We start from the raw sequence: 18,651 nt of genomic DNA, 5'->3' as shown, positions 1-18,651 counted from the left end.
GGACTGCACCCCGATGACGGACCTGCACGCCCAGCGCCCCGCCGTGCCCGCCTCCGCGCCGCCCGGCACCGTCCCGCCGGCCCGCGCGGACCACGCCACCCGTCACACCCCGCTCGGTGAGCTGTTCACCGGGTGGGTGACACGCGACCCCGACGCCCCCGCGGTGACCGACGGCGGGAGCACCTGGTCGTACGGGGAACTCGCGCGGAGGGCCGGCCGGCTCGCCACCCACCTCGCCGCGCGCGGCGCCGGACCGGAGCGGACGGTGGCACTGGTCCTGCCGCGCTCGATGGAACTGATCGCCGCCGAGCTGGCTGTGGCCCTGACCGGTGCGGCCTTCCTCCCCGTGGATCCCGGCTATCCGGCCGAACGGCGGGCGCTGATGCTCGCCGACGCCGCGCCGGCCGTCGTCCTGGACGACCTCGACCGGGTCCGCGCGCTGCTGGACGGCGGCGGCCAGGACGCCGACCCGCTCCCGAACCGCGCGCTCCCCGACCACGCGGCCTACGTCATCTTCACCTCCGGCTCCACCGGCACTCCCAAGGGCGTCACCGTCACCCACCGCGGCATCGCCGGATTCGCCACCGCGGCTGCCGAGCGCTACGCCGCCGGCCCGGGCGACCGGGTGCTCCAGTTCTCCTCGCCCAGTTTCGACGCCTCCGTACTGGAGCTGTGCGTCTCCGTGCTGTCGGGCGCCCTGCTGGTCGTCCCGCCGCAGGGGCCCTGGCTGGGCGAGGAACTCGCCGCCGTCCTGGACGAGCACCGCATCACCCACGCCCTCATACCCCCCGCCGCCCTCGCCACGCTGCCCGACCCGGCGCGCATCGGCGGCCTGCCGTTCCTGCGCACCCTGATCGTCGGGGCCGAGGCGTGCCCGGCCGCGCTCGTCGACCGGTGGGCACCCGGCCGCCGCATGATCAACTCGTACGGGCCGACCGAGGCCACCATCGTCGCCACCTGGACGGGACCGCTGACCGCGGGCAGCGGAACCCCCGGCATCGGCGGCCCGCTGCCCTGCACCGAGGCCCACGTACTGGACGCGACGCTGCGTCCGGTGTCGCCCGGCACCGAGGGTGAGCTGTACGTGGGCGGGGACGGGCTGGCCCGCGGCTACCTGGGCCGTCCCGGCCTGACCGCGGCCCGGTTCGTCGCCCACCCCTTCGGACCGCCGGGAGCCCGGCTCTACCGCACCGGTGACCGGGTGCGCCAACGGGCGGACGGCGAGCTGGAGTTCCTCGGCCGGGCCGACCGCCAGGTCAAGGTGCGTGGCTTCCGTATCGAGCCCGGCGAGATCGAGGCCGCCCTGATCCACGACCCGGACGTCCGCGAGGCCGTCGTCGTGGTCCGCGACGAGGAACCCGCCCGCGGCCGGCTCGTCGGCTACGTCACCCCCGCCGACCCGGCTCGCAGGCCCGAGCCTGCCCGCCTGCGAGCCGCCCTCGCCGCCGCCCTGCCCGCCCACATGGTGCCCTCCGCCGTCGTCGTCCTCGACGCGCTGCCGCTCACCCCGCAGCACAAGATCGACCTGCGGGCGCTGCCCGCCCCCGGCGGCGCACGGACCGAGGAGCACGTCGAGCCGCGCACCGACGACGAACGGACCCTGGCCGCGATCTGGGCCGATGTCCTCGGCGTCGACTCCGTCGGTGTCACCGACGACTTCTTCGACCTGGGCGGCGACTCGATCCTCGCCGCCCGCACCCTGACGCGGATCCGGGAAGCCCTCGGCGCTCGGCTCTCCCTGCGCGACGTGTTCACCGCGCGGACCGTCGCCGCGCTCGCCCCGCTGGCCGCCGAGCCGGCCGCCGCCGCCCCGCCGGAGCCGATCCCCCCCGCCCCCCGCGGCGAGCCCGTCCCGCTCTCCAGCGCCCAGCGGCGCCTGTGGTTCCTCGACGACCTCACCGGAGGCGGAACCGAGTACAACACCGGTGTGGCGCTGCGGCTGCGCGGCCCGCTCGACACGCCGGCCCTGGAACGCGCTCTGCACGGGCTCGCCGCCCGGCACGACTCGCTGCGCACGACCTTCGCCACCGTCGACGGCCAAGGCGTCCAGCTGGTCGCCGCCGAGGCGGTGCTGCCCCTGCGCACCGCCGACGTCGGACACCTGCCCGCCGACCGGCGGGAGCAGGCCGTCGAGCGCCTGCTGACCGAGGAGCTGCGCCGCCCCCACGACCTGACGACCGGACCCCTGACCCGGGCGCTGCTCGTCCGCCGGGCACCCGAGGACCACGTGCTGCTGCTGGCCCAGCACCACATCGTCACCGACGGCTGGTCGGTCGGCGTCCTGACCCGGGACCTGGCGGCGCTCTACCGCGCGGAAGCCTCCGGTGAACCGGACGGCCTGCCCCGGCCGGGCGTGCAGTACCCGGACTTCGCGCTGTGGGAGCGCGAGCGGCGCACCGCCGACGCCGACGCCGACGACCTCGCCTACTGGAAGCGCCACCTGGCCGGCCTCCAGCAGCTGGAACTGCCCACCGACCGGCCCCGCCCCGCCGTGCGCACCACCGCGGGCGCGGCACACCGCCAGGACATACCGCGCCCCCTGGTGGACCGGCTGCGGCAGCTGGCCTCAGGCCGCGGCACCACCGTCTTCACCGTGTTCGCCGCGGCGGCGGCCGTGCTGTTCTCCCGCTACTCCGGCCAGCGGGACGTGGCGTTCGGTACCGTCACCAACGGCCGGGACCGCCGCGAACTGGAGGACGTGACCGGCTTCTTCGCCAACACCGTCGTCCTGCGTGGCGAGGTCGACGACGCCGTCACGGTCGACCGGTTCGTGGAGACCATGCGCGCGACCGTGCTGGACGCCTTCGCCCACGACGGCGTGCCCTTCGACCGGGTGGTCGAGGAACTGGCCCCGTCGAGAGACCCGGGCCGCACCCCGCTCGTGCAGGTGCTCGTGGTGCAGCAGGCGGCGCCCGCCCGGCCGGCGCCGGCGGCCGGGGTGCGCGTCGAGGAACATCCGCTGCCCCGCCCGGCCGCCCGCTTCGACCTCGTGCTGGAGTTCGCGCCGCGCGCCGACGGCGGCTGCGAGCTGACGGTCGAGTACAACACCGACCTGTTCGAGGCGGCGACCGTGGCCCGGATGTGCGGGCAGCTGCACCGCCTGCTGGACGGTATGACGGACAGCCCGCACCGGACGCTGGCCGAACTGCCGCTGCTGTCCGACGAGGAGCTGCGCACGCTCCTGGACTCCTGGAACCCTCCCACGCCCGCCGAGGACGGGGCCGACGGTGCCACGCTCCCGGCGCTGTTCGAGGAGCAGGCGGCCCGGACGCCCGACCGGATCGCCGTGACCTGCGGCGGGACCCGGCTGGACTACGCCGGGCTGAACCGGCGCGCCAACCGTCTCGCCCGGCTCCTCGCGGCGCGCGGCGCGGGCCCGGAGTCCCTGGTGGCACTGTGCCTGCCGCGCACCGCCGACCTGCTGCCGGTGCTGTGGGCCGTACTGAAGTCCGGCGCCGGATACCTGCCCGTCGACCCCGGCTACCCGGCCGAGCGCATCCGCTTCATGCTCGCCGACGCGGCCCCCGCCCTCGTCCTCGCCACCCGGGAGACGGCGCACGCGCTCCCCGACGACCGCGAGCCGCTGCTGCTGGAGGACCTGGAGTCCGGCGATGCCGGTGCCGATGCCGGTGCCGTTGCCGACGCCGCCTACGCCTCCGACCTGACCGACACCGACCTGACCGACGCCGACCGGACGGGACCGCTGCACCCGTCGCACCCCGCCTACGTCATCTACACCTCCGGCTCCACCGGCCGGCCCAAGGGCGTGGTCGTCACCCACCGCAGCGTGGCCGCGCTGGCCGCCTGGGCGCGGGAGACGTTCGGCGCGAGCGGCTTCTCCCACGTCATCGCGTCCACCTCCCTCAACTTCGACGTGTCCGTCTTCGAGCTGCTGTGCCCCCTGCTGGCCGGCGGCAGCGTCGAGGTGGTCGCCGGCCTTCCCGCCCTGGCCGATCTCCCCGCCCTCCCCGACGGCCCGCGCCGGGCCGGACTGCTCAGCGGCGTCCCGTCCGTGCTCTCCCGGGTGCTCGGCGGCGACGGCGCCGTCGAGGCGGACACCGTCGTCCTGGCCGGCGAGGCCCTGCCCGCCCGGACCGTACGGGACATCAAGGACGCCATGCCCTCGGCCGAGGTGGCGAACATCTACGGCCCCACCGAGGCCACCGTCTACGCCACCGCGTGGTTCGCCGACGGCACCGTCCCCGACCAGGCCCCGCCCATCGGCCGTCCCGTCGCCCGCACCCGTGCCTACGTACTCGACCGTCTGCTCCGCCCCCAGCCGCCCGGCGTCACGGGCGAGCTGTACCTCGGCGGCGGCGGGCTGGCCCGCGGCTACCTGAGACGCCCCGGCCTGACCGCCGCCCGGTTCGTCGCCGACCCCTTCGGCGCCCCCGGGGACCGCATGTACCGCACCGGCGACCTGGCGCGCTGGAGCGCCGACGGCCAGCTCGAGTACCTCGGCCGCATCGACCAGCAGGTCAAGGTGCGCGGCTTCCGCATCGAACTCGGCGAGGTCGAGGAGGCCCTGCGCGGCTGCGCGGGCGTCGCCGAGGCCGCCGCCACCGTCCGCGACGGGGACGGCCACCGCCGCCTGGCCGGATACGTCGTCCCCGCCCCCGGCGCCCGCGTCGAACCGGAGGCGGTACGCCGTGAACTCGGGCGCACCCTGCCCGACTACATGGTCCCCTCGGTCGTCGTGGTGCTGCCCGTCCTGCCGCTCAACCCCAACGGCAAACTGGACCGGAGCCGGCTCCCCGACCCGGCGCCGGCCGAACCCGCGACACGCCACGTCGCGCCCCGCACCCCCACCGAACGCACGCTGGCCGCCATCTGGGCCGACGTCCTGCACGTCGAGCGGGTCGGCGCGGACGACAACTTCTTCGCGCTGGGCGGCGACTCCATCCTCAGCATCCAGGTCGTGTCCCAGGCCCGGCAGGCAGGCCTGACGATCACCTCGCGGGACGTCTACCGGCACCAGACGGTCGCCGCCCTGGCCCGCCGCGCCGACGAGACGGGCAGCCGCAGACCCGCCGCCCCTTCCGCCCCCGTCGAGGCGACCGGCACCGCGCCGCTGACGCCCATCCAGCACTGGCTCTTCGACAGCGCCGCCGAGCGGGCCGGGCACTTCGCCCAGACGCTCTCGGTGGAACTGCCCGCCGACGTCGACGAGAGCGCGCTCGAAGCCGCCCTCGGCGACGTGCTCGCCCACCACGACGCGCTGCGGTCCCGCTTCCTCACCGACGACGCGGGCGTACGGTGGCTGATCGACGGCCCGGGTGTGCGCTGCCACCTCACACGCCACACCGGCCCGGACACCGACACCCCGCACCTCGGCCCGTACGACCTGAGCCGCGGCCCGCTGCTGCGCGCCGTCCTGCACGACCGGGGCCCCGGACGGCCGCCCCTCCTGCACCTGTCCGTCCACCACCTCGTCGTGGACGGAGTCTCCTGGCGCCTGCTGCTCGAAGACCTCGACCGCGCCTACCGCGCCCGCCGCGAGGGCCGGGACGGAGCGACCGCGCTGCCCCGTAAGTCGGCACCGATGCGGCAGTGGGCCGAGCGCCTGGCCGGGCACGCCGCCGCCGGCGGCTTCGACGACGAGAAGGCGTACTGGACCCGGGAGACCGAAGACGCCCGGGCCGCCCTGCCCGCGGACCGGGAGGGCACCGGCACCTACGCCTCCCAGCGCTCGGTGACGGTGCGTCTGAGTCCCCGGGACACCGAAGTGCTGCTGAGGACCCTGCCCGAGACGTACCGCACCCAGGCCAACGACGTCCTGCTCGCCGCCCTCGGCCGGGTGCTGTGCGGCTGGAGCGGGCACGACCGGGTGCTGGTGGACGTCGAAGGCCACGGCCGCGAGGACCTCTTCGCGAGCATCGACACCAGCCGCACCGTGGGCTGGTTCACCACCCGCCACCCCGTCGCCCTGGCCGTCCCGCCCCAGGCGGCCTGGGACACCGTGCTCAAGCAGGTCAAGGAGCAGCTGCGCGCGGTGCCCCGGCACGGCATCGGCCACGGCGCCCTGGCCCTGCCGGGCCGCGACGGCGTACCGCTTCCGGCGACCAGCGCGCAGATCAGCTTCAACTACCTGGGCCGGTTCGGCCTGTCCGAGACCTCCGAGGGCCTGTACCGCGGGCTGGCCCGGCCGCTGGAGCTGGACGCCGACCCGTCGGCGACGCGCCCGCACCCCCTGGAGGTCGTGGGGCGGCTGGACGACGACAGCCTGGAGTTCACCTGGTACTACTCCGACCAGCTGCACCGTGCGGAGACCGTCGCGGACCTCGCGGAACGCTACGCCGACGCGCTGGCCGCTCTCGCCCGGTACGCGGCCCGCCCCGGCGCCGCCGGACGCACCCCCTCGGACTTCCCGCTGGCCCGGCTCGACCAGACCCACGTCGACCGCATCGCGGGGGAGGACCCCGCCGGCGTGGAGGACGTCCACCCCCTCACGCCCACCCAGGCCGGCATGCTCTTCCACCGGCTCTCCCAGGACGACCGCGGCGTGTACTTCCAGCAGCTGACGTTCGTCCTGGACGGCGTGACCGACCCGGCGGTGCTGGTGGACGCCTGGCAGCGGGTCACGGACCGTACCCCGGTGCTGCGCTCGCGCGTGGTGTGGCAGGACGTGCCCGAGCCGCTGCTCGTGGTGCAGCGCCAAGCCGCCGTACCGGTGGAACTGCCCGACTGGCGCGGCCTGTCCGAGGCCGAACAGGACGAGCGGCTGCGCGACCTGCTCGACCGCGACCGTGCCCGGGGTGTCGACCTGACCCGCGCCCCGCTCCAGCGACTGGTGCTGGCCCGCGTCTCCGACCGCGCGGTGCGCGTCGTGTGGTCCTTCGACCACCTGATCCTGGACGGCTGGAGCCTGTTCCAGGTCCTCTCCGACGTCTTCGCCTGCCACGCAGGACTGTCCGGCGCCGCGCAGACCGCGCTGCCCGACCGGCGCCCCTTCCGTGACTACGTCGCCTGGCTGCGCGAGCGCGCCGACGGGGCCGAGGCCGAACGGCACTGGCGGACCCGCCTGAACGGCCTGAGCGAGACCACCGCGCTGCCCTTCGACCGGGAGCCCCGCGAGAGCCACCGCGCGGAGTCGACCCGGGCGGTGCGCGTCACCCTGCCCGAGGCCACCACGAAAGCACTGGAGGGCCTGGCCAGGACGGCGGGCCTCACGATGAACACCCTCGTACAGGGCGCCTGGGCGCTGCTGCTGAGCCGTCAGGCCGGCCGGGCCGAGGTGGTCTTCGGCACCACCGTCTCCGGGCGGCCGCCCGAGCTGCCCGGGGCCGACGCCATCACCGGTCTGTTCATCGCCACCCTGCCCACCCGCGTGACCGTGCCGCGTGACGAGCCGCTGCTCACCTGGCTGGCCCGGCTCCAGCAGGAGCAGAGCGAGGACCGACGCCACGACCACGTGCCGCTGCACCGGATGACGGCGTACACCGATCTGCCCGAGCGGGCCGCCCTGTTCGACAGCATCGTGGTGTTCGAGAACTACCCGGTCGACGACGATCTCGCCGCCGCGCACGGGCTGCGGCTGACCGGCCTGGACGGCATCGAGACCACCAACTACCCGCTCAGCCTGGTCGCCTACCCCGGCACGGAACTCGCCCTGCGCCTCGGTTACGACCCGGACCTCTTCGACGCCCCCACCGTTGAGCGGATGGCCGAGTACCTCACCGTCCTGCTGGAGGGCTTCGCCGCGACGCCGCGGCGCACCCCCGCGCGCCTGCCCCTCCTGACGGCCGCCCGCCGCGAACAGGTCCTCCACGAGTGGAACGACACGGCCACCGGCACCCCCGCGGCGACCACCGCGGACCTCTTCGCCGCGCAGGTGGAGCGCACCCCCGACGCCGTCGCTCTGCTCGCCGGTGACGAGCGGCTCACCTACCGCGAACTCGACGCCCGCGCCACGGCACTGGCCGGCCGGCTGGCCGGGCTCGGGGTGCGCCCCGAGGTCGCCGTCGGCGTGCTGATGGACCGCTCGGCCGCCCTCGTCGTCACCCAGATCGCCCTCGCCCGCCTCGGCGGCGTGTACGTCCCGCTCGACGGCCGGGCACCACGGGAACGGCTGCGCACCATGCTCGCGGAGGCCGGCGCCCGCCTGCTGCTCACGGACGAGGAGTGGCAGGAGACGGCCGCTGATCTCCTCCCGGAGGGACGCGTGCTGCGCCCGGACGACGACACCGCCGCGGCCACGGACCTCACGACCGTGCCGCGCGCGCACCCGGACAACGTCCAGTACCTCATGTTCACCTCCGGCTCCACCGGCACCCCGAAGGGAGTGGCCGCGCGGCAGCGGGACGTCGCCGCGCTCGCCCTCGACCGTGCCTTCGCCGGGCACGACCGCGTCCTGGTGCACAGCCCGCACGCCTTCGACGCCTCCACCTACGAGCTGTGGGTGCCCCTGCTGCGCGGCGGCACGGCCGTCCTCGCCCCGCCGGGCGACCTGGACGCCGCCGCCGTACGCCGTGCGATCACCGAAGAGGGCGTGGACTGCCTGTTCCTGACGGTGGGCCTGTTCCGCCTGCTCGCCCAGGAGGACCCCGCCTGCCTGCGCGGCGCCCGGGAGGTGTGGACCGGCGGCGAGGCCGTGCCCGGCGCCGCGGTGCGGCGGGTGCTGGACGCCTGCCCGGACCTCACCGTCGTCGACGTGTACGGCCCGACCGAGGCCACCACCTTCGCCACCCGCCGGGTCTTCCGCCCCGGTGACGCGCTGCCCGCGACGCTCCCCATCGGCCGCCCCCTGGACGACACCCGCGTCTACGTCCTGGACGGCGCCCTCCAGCCGCAACCGCCCGGCGTGCCGGGAGAGCTGTACCTCGCGGGCGCCGGACTGGCCCGTGGCTACGCCGGACGCCCCGGCGCCACCGCGGCCCGCTACCTCGCCGACCCCTACGGGCCGCCCGGCGGGCGCATGTACCGCACCGGCGACATCGTGCGCTGGAGCGCCGACGGCGAACTGCACTTCGTGGGACGCGTCGACGACCAGATCAAGATCCGCGGCTTCCGCGTCGAACCCGCCGAGATCGAGGCCCGGCTGACCGCCCACCCGGCGATCGCCGAGGCGGTGGTGTCGGTGTCACGGCACGAGGGACGCAAACGCCTGGTCGCCCACCTGGTGCCGGCCCACGGCGCGGCCGTGCCGCAGGCGGACGGGCTGCGCGCCCACGTGTCCGGGGAGCTGCCCGACTACATGGTCCCGGCCGCGTTCGTCACCCTGGCGGAGCTGCCTCTGACCGCGAACGGCAAGGTCGACCGGCGACGGCTGCCCGAACCCGAGTGGTCGGCGGCGGCCGGCACCGCCTACCGCGCGCCGCGCACCGACGCCGAGCGGGTGCTCGCCGGCATCTGGACCGAGCTGCTCGGCGTGGAACGCGTCGGCCTCGACGACCACTTCTTCATGCTGGGCGGCGACTCGATCGTCAGCATCCAGGTCGTCTCCCGCGCCCGCACCGCCGGGCTCGCCCTGACCCCGAGAGACCTGTTCCGCCACCCCACGCTCGCCGCCCTGGCCGCCGCCGCGACCGGCGCCGGCACCACCGTCGCGGGCACCGGCCCGGTGTCCGGGGAGGTCGCGCTCACCCCGATCCAGCACTGGTACCTCGACGCCCAGCCGCCCCGCCCGGAGTACTTCAACCAGTCCGTGGTCGTCGAGACGCCGGACGACGTCGACCCCGGCGCGCTGCGCGCCGCCCTGGCCGCGCTGTGGGCCCACCACGACGCCCTGCGCGCCCGCTTCAACCGCGCGGCGGACGGCACCTGGCGCCAGGAGTACGCCGCCGCGGACACCGAGGTTCCGGAACTGCTGCGGGTGCACGACCTGAGCGGTCCGGACGCCCACGCCGCCGAGCAGGCCGAGGCCCGCCTCTCCCACGAGGCGCACACCGGCTTCCGGCTGGACACCGGCCCGCTGATCGCCGCCCGCCTCTTCACCGGCGAGGGCCGGACCCCGCGCCTGCTGCTGACGGCCCATCACCTGATCGTCGACGGTGTCTCCTGGCGCATCCTGCTGGAGGACCTGGAGACCGCCTACCGGCAGGCCCGGTCCGGCGAGCCGGTACGGCTGCCGCCGCGCACCACGTCGGTGCGCGAATGGGTGCGGCGGCTCACCGGACGCACCGGCGAGGCGGACCTCGCCGCGCAGCGCGCCCACTGGGACGAGGTGTCGCGGCACTGCGCCGAACCGCTGCCGGTGGACCTCGACGGCGGCAACACCGTCGCCGACCTGCGCGCCGTGACCGTACGTCTCGACCGGCAGCGCACCGACGACCTCCTGCGCCAGGTCCCCGGCGTCTACCGGACCCGCGTCGACGACGTCCTGCTGACCGCCCTCGGCCGCGTCCTGGCGGACTGGACCGGCCGCCGCACCGTGGCCGTGGGACTGGAGGGGCACGGCCGCGCGGACCAGCTCTTCGACGACCTCGACCTGTCCCGCACGGTCGGCTGGTTCACCAGCCTCTTCCCGGTCGCCCTCCAGCTGCCCCAGGGCGACTGGGGCGCCGCGCTGAAAGCCGTGAAGGAACAGCTGCGGGCCGTGCCCGACCGGGGGACCGGCTACGGCGCCCTGCGCCACCTGGCGGGCGACGAACGGCTCGCCGCCGCGCCGCTGCCCGGCATCAGCTTCAACTACCTGGGCCGCTTCGACTGGTCCGCCGCCGACGCCGCGCTGGTCCGGGCCGTTCCCGGCGGTCTGGGCGGCGCGGAGGACCCCGGGGCGCCGCGTCCGCACCTGCTGGACGTGGTGGCCCGCGTCGAGGACGACCAACTGGAGATCACCTGGCACTACAGCGGCGGCCGCCACCGCGCGGAGACCGTCGCCTCCCTCGCCGAGGGCATGCTGCGGTCACTGGAGGAGATCGTCGCGCACTGCGCCGCCCCGCGGGCCGGCGGCCGCACGCCCTCGGACTTCCCGCTGGCCCGGCTCGACCAGGCCGCCGTGGACCGGGTCGTGGGCGACGGCCGCGGGGTCGAGGACGTGTACCCGCTGACGCCGATGCAGGCGGGCATGCTGTTCCACAGCCTCATGGACCCCCAGGGCCGCACCTACGTGAACCAGGTGCAGGTCGTGCTGCACGGTGTCACCGACCCGCACGCGCTGGCCGAGGCCTGGCAGCGCACGGCGGACGCCAACCCGATCCTGCGCACCCGCCTGGTGTGGCAGGAGACCGCCGAACCCCTCCAGGTGGTGGAGCGGCGGGCCGTCGTGCCGGTCACCCACCACGACTGGTCCGGGTGGACAGCCGAGCGGCGCGCGCGGGAGACGGAGGCGCTGCTCGACGCGGACCGGGAGGCCGGGATCGACCTCGGCGCGGCCCCGCTGACGCGGCTGGCGCTGATCCGGCTGGCACCGGACCGGGTGCGCATGGTCTGGACGTTCCACCACGTGCTGCTCGACGGCTGGAGCGCCGCCCAGGTGTTCGACGAGGTGTGCGAGCGGTACGCGGCCCTGACCGCCGGCCGTCGCCCGCAGGTGCCCGACCGGGCGCCCTTCGCCCGCTATCTGGAGTGGCTGGCCGCCCAGGACACCGGCGGGGCGGAGCGCCACTGGCGCCAGACGCTCGCCGGATTCGCCGTCCCCACCGACCTGCCGCGCGACCGGCGCCCCGCCGACGCCCACCGCGCGTCCTCGTCGGGCACCGTGCGGGTGGCCCTCGGACAGGAGGTGTCGGCGCGGCTGAGGGATACCGCCCAGCGGGCCGGACTGACCGTCAACACGGTGCTCCAGAGCGCCTGGGGGCTGCTGCTGCACCAGTACGGCGGCGGCGACGACGTCGTCTTCGGCACGACCGTGTCCGGGCGCCCGGCCGAACTGCCCGGCGTGACCTCCATGGTGGGCCTGTTCATCAACACCCTGCCCACCCGGCTGCGGATCGACGGGCGGCGTCCCCTGCTGGAGTGGCTGCGCGAGGTGCAGGCCGCCCAGTCGGAGTCCCGGCGCCACGACTTCGTCTCCCTCGCCCAGCTGCAGACGTGGAGCGAGGTGCCCGGCGGCACCAACCTGTTCGACAGCATCGTCGTCTTCGAGAACTACCCGTTCGACGCGGGCGCCCTGGCCCGGCACGGACTCGCCGTCGAGCAGGAACGCGACGTGGAGCCCACCAACTACCCGCTCAGCGTGGTCGTCGCCCCCGGCGACGACCTGACGGTGACCCTCGACTACGACCCGGCCGTCTTCGACGCCGCCACCGTCGAAGGGCTCGGCGCGAGCCTGCGCACGCTGCTGGCGCAGTTCGCCGCCGCCGATGCCGCCGGCCGCCGCCTGGCCGACCTGGCACCGCTCGAACCGGCCGACGGACGCCGCCTGCTGGACCGCCTCGCGGGACCGGTGACGAGGCTGCCGCGGCGCACCCTCCCGGACGCCTTCAAGGCCCAGGCCGCCCGTACCCCCGACGCCCCCGCCGTCAGCGCCGGCGCCGACCACCTCACGTACCGGCAGCTCGACGAGCGCGCCAACCGCCTGGCCCGCCTCCTGATCGAGGCCGGAGCCGGACCGGAGCGGTTCGTCGCCCTGGCCCTGCCCCGCACCGCCGACCTGATCGTGGCGCTCCTCGCGGTCCTCAAGAGCGGCGCCGCCTACCTGCCCGTCGACCCCGGCCACCCGGCGGAGCGCATCGCGTTCCTCTTCGAGGACGTACGACCCGACGCGGTGATCACTTGCGCGGAGACCTCCGCACGGCTGCCGGACGGGCCGTACACGCGGATCGCCCTGGACGATCCGGCCTGCGCCGGGCGGCTGGCCGCCGCGTCCGCCGCGCCCGTGAGTGACGGCGAGCGGCGTGCCCGGCTGCTGCCGGACCACCCCGCCTACGTCATCCACACCTCCGGCTCCACCGGCCGGCCCAAGGGTGTCGTCGTCTCCCACGCCTCGGTGGTGGCGCTGACCGACTGGGCCGCCGCCGAGTTCACCGGCCGCGGGCTCGCCCACGTGGTGGCCTCCACGTCACTCAACTTCGACGTGTCGGTGTTCGAGATCCTCTCGCCGCTGCTGGCGGGCGGCCGGGTGGAGGTCGTCCGCGACCTGCTGGCCCTCGCCGAGCGGTCCGGGCCGTGGCGCGCCGGGCTGCTCAGCGCCGTCCCCTCCGCCCTCGGCCGCCTGCTGGCCGAGGACACCGTGCGGGTCGGCGCCGACACCGTCGTCCTGGCCGGCGAGGCGCTGCCCGCCCGTGCCGTCCGCCAGGTGCGCGCGGCGATCCCCGGCTGCCGGGTCATGAACATCTACGGCCCCACCGAGGCCACCGTCTACGCCACCAGCTTCATCTGCGACCCGGCCGACCCCGACCGGGTCCCGCCCATCGGCCGGCCCGTCGGCGGCGCCCGCGCCTACGTCCTGGACGCCCGCATGCGGCCCGTGCCCGTCGGGGCGCCCGGAGAGCTGTACCTGGCCGGGACCGGGGTGGCCCGCGGCTACCTGAACCGGCCCGGCCTGACCGCGTCCCGCTTCCTCGCCGATCCCTTCGGCCCGCCCGGCAGCCGTATGTACCGCACCGGCGACCTGGTCCGCTGGACCGCCGACGGCGACCTGCTGTACCTCGGCCGGACCGACGACCAGGTGAAGGTGCGCGGGTTCCGCATCGAACTCGGCGAGGTGGAGGCCGCGCTGGCCCGGCACCCGCGGGTCGCCGAGGCCGCCGCGCGCGTCGTGGAACACGACGGCCACAAACGCCTGGTGGGTTACGCCGTGCCGCGCCCCGGCGACACCCCGGCACCGGCCGACCTGCGGGCCTTCCTCGCCCGGACGCTGCCCGACCATCTGGTCCCGGCGGTCGTGGTGCCGCTGGAGCGGCTGCCGCTGGGCGCCACCGGCAAACTGGACCGGCGGGCCCTGCCGGAACCCGTGTGGTCCGCGGCCGTCACCACGGAGGACACCCGGCCCCCGCGCACCGCCGCCGAGCGGACCCTCGCCGCGATCTGGTCGCAGGTGCTGGGCGTGCCCGACGTGGGCGCGACGGACAACTACTTCGCGCTCGGCGGGGACTCCATCCTCGGCATCCAGATCGTCTCCGCGGCCCGTCGCGCCGGACTGGCCCTGACGCCCCGGCACCTCTTCCAGCACCAGACGATCGCCGAACTCGCCGCGGCGGCCGGTGAGTCGCCGGCCGCCACGGCCACAGCCACGGCCGACCAGGGCCCGGTGGTCGGGGACGTTCCCCTCACGCCCGTACAGCACTGGCTGTTCGACACCCTCACCGGCGACCCGGCCCGCTTCACCCAGGCGGTCGCCTTCGAAGTGGCGCCGGACACCTCCGAGACACTGCTGCGCGCCGCCCTCGCGGCGGTACTGGAGCAGCACGACGCGCTGCGCATGCGGTACGAACGGGACGGCGACGGACGGTGGCGCCAGCTGGGCACCCCGCCGGGCGCGGACCCGCACCTGGAGGCGCACCACCCCCCGAAGGAACCGGCCGCCGTGGCCGCCGACCTGTGCGCCGGGTTCGACCTGGCGCGTGGACCGCTGCTCAAGGCCGCCCTGTGCCACCGGGACGGCGACCGGGCGCCCATCCTGCTGCTGGCCGCCCACCACCTGGTCGTCGACGCGGTGTCCTGGCGGGTGATCCTGGAGGACCTGGACACCGCCCACCGGGCCCTGCGCGCCGGTACGGCCCCCGACCTTGGGGCGAAGACGACCTCCTTCCGGGACTGGGCCCGGCGCCTGGCCGCGCACACCACCGACGGCGGCTTCGACGACGAGATCGCGTACTGGAGCGGCCTCGACCCGACCGCCCTGCCGACCGACCTCCCGGGCGCCAACACCGCCGCCGACGAGGAGACCGTGACGGTGACCCTCGACGCCGAGGAGACCCGCCGGCTCCTCCAGGAGGTGCCGGACGCCTACCGCACCCGCGTCAACGACGTCCTGCTGTGCGCCCTGGGCCGGGTCCTGGCCCGCTGGACGGGACAGGACCGGGTGGTGGTCGCGCTGGAGGGCCACGGCCGCGAGGACCTCTTCGACGACGTCGACCTGTCCCGCACCGCCGGCTGGTTCACCACCATGTTCCCGGTGGGCCTCGACGTGCCGCGGGACGCCGGCCTCGGGGCCGCGCTGAAGACCGTCAAGGAGAACCTGCGGGCCGTACCGCGCGGGGGAGTGGGCTACGGCGCGCTGCGGCACCTGCACCCCACGGCGGGACGCGAGCTGCCCGGCCTGCCGCAGGTGGGCTTTAACTACCTGGGGCAGCAGGACTGGAGCGCGGCTGACGGCGGTCTGCTGCGCGCACCCCACGGCGGGCTGACCGGCGGCATGGACCGCTCGGCGGAGCGGCCGCACCTGATCGACGTCCTCGGCCGGGTCACCGACAAGCGGCTGGAGTTCACCTGGTCGTACTCCCGCCGGGTGCACCGGCACGACACCGTCGCCCGCCTCGCCGAGGAGACGGCGGAGGAACTGCGCGCGATCGTCCGGCACTGTGCCCAGCCCGGCGCGGGCGGCCGCACCCCGTCCGACTTCCCGCTGGCCGCCCTGGACCAGGCCGCCGTCGACCGGCTCGTCGGCGACGGGCACGACGTGACGGACGTGTACCCGCTCACCCCCACCCAGACCGGCATGGTCGTGCACGGCATGGACGAGCCCGGCGAGGGCCTGTACGTCGAGCAGATCACCTTCGTCGCCGACGGCGTGCGCGAGCCCGCCCTGCTGGCGGACGCCTGGCAGCACGTCGTGGACGCGACGCCCGTGCTGCGCACCGCCGTCGCCCTGGGCCAGGTCCCGGCCCCGCTGCAGACCGTGCACCGCCGCGTCACCCTGCCCGTCACCCAGCTCGACTGGAGCGGTCTGGACCCGGCGCGGCGGGACACCGAACTGCGGCGGCTGCTCGACGAGGACCGCGCCCGCGGCATCGACCTGGACCGCCCCCCGCTGCTGCGCGTCACCCTGATCCGGCTCGGCCCGGACGAGGTGCGCGTGGTGTGGACCTTCCACCACGTCCTGCTGGACGGCTGGAGCGTCTTCCACGTGCTGTCGGACGTACTGGAGGCGCACGCCGCGCTCACCGCCGGGACCGGGCCGCGACTGCCGCGGCGGCGGCCCTTCGCGGACTACGCGGCCTGGCTGGCAGGCCGGGACACCGCCGCCGCCGAGGAACACTGGAAGGCCGCACTCGCCGGTCACGCCGCGCCCACCCCGCTGCCGTACGACCGCAGGCCCGCCCCGGGCGCCGCCGCCCGGTCGGGCACCTGGCTGTCGCAGCGGCTCGACGCGGCCGGCACGGCCCGGCTGGCGGAGTACGCCCGCCGCCACCGGCTCACCCTCAACACCCTGGTGCAGGGCGCCTGGGCGCTGCTGCTGGCGCGCTCCAGCGGCGAGCGGGAGGTCTGCTTCGGCACCACCGTCTCCGGCCGGCCCGCCGACCTGCCGGGCGCGGACACCATCACCGGCCTGTTCATCACCACCCTGCCCGCGCGGGTCACCGTGGACGAGTCCACGCCCTGCGCCGCCTGGCTGCGGCAGGTGCAGGCCGCCCGCGCGGAGGACCGGCGCTTCGACCACGTGCCGCTGACGGACCTGCACCAGTGGAGCGAACTCCCGCCCGGCACCTCCCTGTTCGACAGCCTGCTGGTGTTCGAGAACTATCCGGTCGGCGACGCCACCGCAGGCGCGCACGGCGTGCGCGTGCACGACCTCGACGCCCGCGAGGCGACCAACTACCCGCTCACGGTGGTGATCTCGCCCGGCGACGAGCTGAGCGTGGAACTCGGCTACGACCCGCGGTACTTCGACGAGACCACCGCCCGCGCCTTGGCCGACCGGCTGACGCACGTCCTGACCGCGCTCGCCGGCACGGACGACCGGACACCCCTGCACACGGTCGACGTCCTGCCTCCCGGCGAACGGCACCGGCTGCTGTACGGCCCCGCCCGCCCGCAACTGCCGCCGCCGGTCCCGGCGACGCTGCCCGCGCTGATCGAGGCCGCGGTCGACCGGTGGCCCGAGCGGACCGCCCTCGACACCGGGGAGTCGACGCTGACCTTCGCCGAGGCCGAGGCCCGCGCCAACCGGCTGGCGCACCGGCTCATCGCACGCGGGGCGGGACCCGGCGACATCGTCGCACTGGTCCTGCCGCGCTCGGCGGACATGGTCCTCGCCCAGCTCGCCGTGGCCAAGACGGGCGCCGCCTTCCTCCCGGTGGACCCAGGCCACCCGGCCGAGCGGGTCACGCTGATGCTGCGCGACGCGAACCCCGCCGTCACCCTCACCGCCGAGGAGGTCGCCGGCCTGCTCGCCGCGCCGCCCGACGGCACACCCGGCCACCGGCCCACCGACACCGACCGCGTCCGCCCGCCGCACCTCGACGACCCCGCGTACGTCATCCACACCTCAGGCTCCACCGGCACCCCGAAGGGCGTCGTCGTCACCCACCGGGGACTGGCCGCGTTCGCCGCCGCCGAGGCCGCGCACTACCAGGTCCGCGCCGGGGACCGCGTGCTGGCCTTCGCCACGCCCAGCTTCGACGCCTCCGTCCTGGAGCTGTGCATGTCCCTGCCGCACGGCGCGGCGCTCGTCGTACCGCCGCCCGGCCCGCTGCTCGGCGCGGAACTGGCCGGCGTCCTGTGCACCGCGCGCATCACGCACACCCTGCTGCCGCCCGCCGCGCTCGCCACCCTCCCGCCGGACACCCCCGGCACCCTGCCGCACCTGCGCACCCTGGTGGTCGGCGCGGACGCCTGCCGGGCCGAACTGGTCGCCCGGTGGGCGCCGCAGCACCGCATGATCAACTCCTACGGGCCCACCGAGGCCACCGTCGTCGCCACCTGGTCCGACCCGCTGGAGCCGGACGGCAGCGCGCCGCCCATCGGCCGCGCCCTGCCCGCCACCGCCGCCTACGTCCTCGACGCGCGCCTGCGCCCCGTCCCCGACGGCGTGCCCGGCGAACTGTGGCTCGCCGGACCGGCCCTGGCCCGCGGCTACCTGGGCCGCCCCGGCCTGACGGCGACCCGCTTCACCGCCGACCCGTTCGGACCGCCCGGCACCCGGATGTACCGCACCGGTGACCTGGTCCGCCGCGACGCCCGAGGCGAACTGCACTACCTCGGGCGCACCGACCACCAGCTCAAGCTGCGCGGCCACCGCATCGAGGCCGGCGAGGTGGAAGCGACCCTGGTACGCCACCCGGCGGTGCTGGACGCCGTGGTGAGCGTGCGGGAGGACGAACCGGGGCTGCCGCGCCTGGTGGCCCACGTCCTCGTCGCGCCCGGCGCCGAACCGCCCGCCGCCGCGGACCTGCGGGCCTTCGCCGCCCGCACGCTGCCCGGCCCCATGGTGCCCTCGGCGTTCGTGACCCTGGACCGCTTCCCGCTGACCGAGAACGGCAAGACGGACCGGGCCGCGCTGCCCGCCCCCGTACCCGACACGGGGGAGCGGACCGCCGGGCACGTGCCGCCGCGCACGCCCACCGAGGAGGCCGTCGCCGCCCTGTGGGAGGAGGCGCTGGAGACCACCGTGGGCGCCGAGGACGACTTCTTCGCCCTGGGCGGCGACTCCCTGCGCGCCCTGCTCATCGCCTCCCGCGCCAACGACACCTTCGGCGTGACCCTCACGCCCCGCGACGTCCTGGTCAACCGCACCGTGGCCGCCCTGGCGGACCTGGTGGAGGAACAGGTGCTGAGCGAACTCGAAGACGCCGCACGCGGCGACAGCGACCACGAAGAACGGTGAGG

1 protein-coding gene is annotated in these 18,651 nt (G+C 75.8%); it reads left to right on the top strand.

From position 1 onward, the window contains the following. The first annotated feature begins 13 nt into the window (after positions 1 to 13). Positions 14 to 18,649, top strand: a complete 18,636-nt coding sequence (locus tag VE614_RS24255; RefSeq protein ID WP_324940983.1) for a non-ribosomal peptide synthase/polyketide synthase — start codon at positions 14 to 16, stop codon at positions 18,647 to 18,649. Positions 18,650 to 18,651 lie beyond the last annotated feature (2 nt).

The sequence above is a fragment of the Streptomyces sp. genome, from assembly GCF_035645055.1.
In the GTDB taxonomy this organism is placed as follows: Bacteria; Actinomycetota; Actinomycetes; order Streptomycetales; family Streptomycetaceae; genus Streptomyces.
This window is presented reverse-complemented; position numbering and strand designations above follow the sequence as displayed.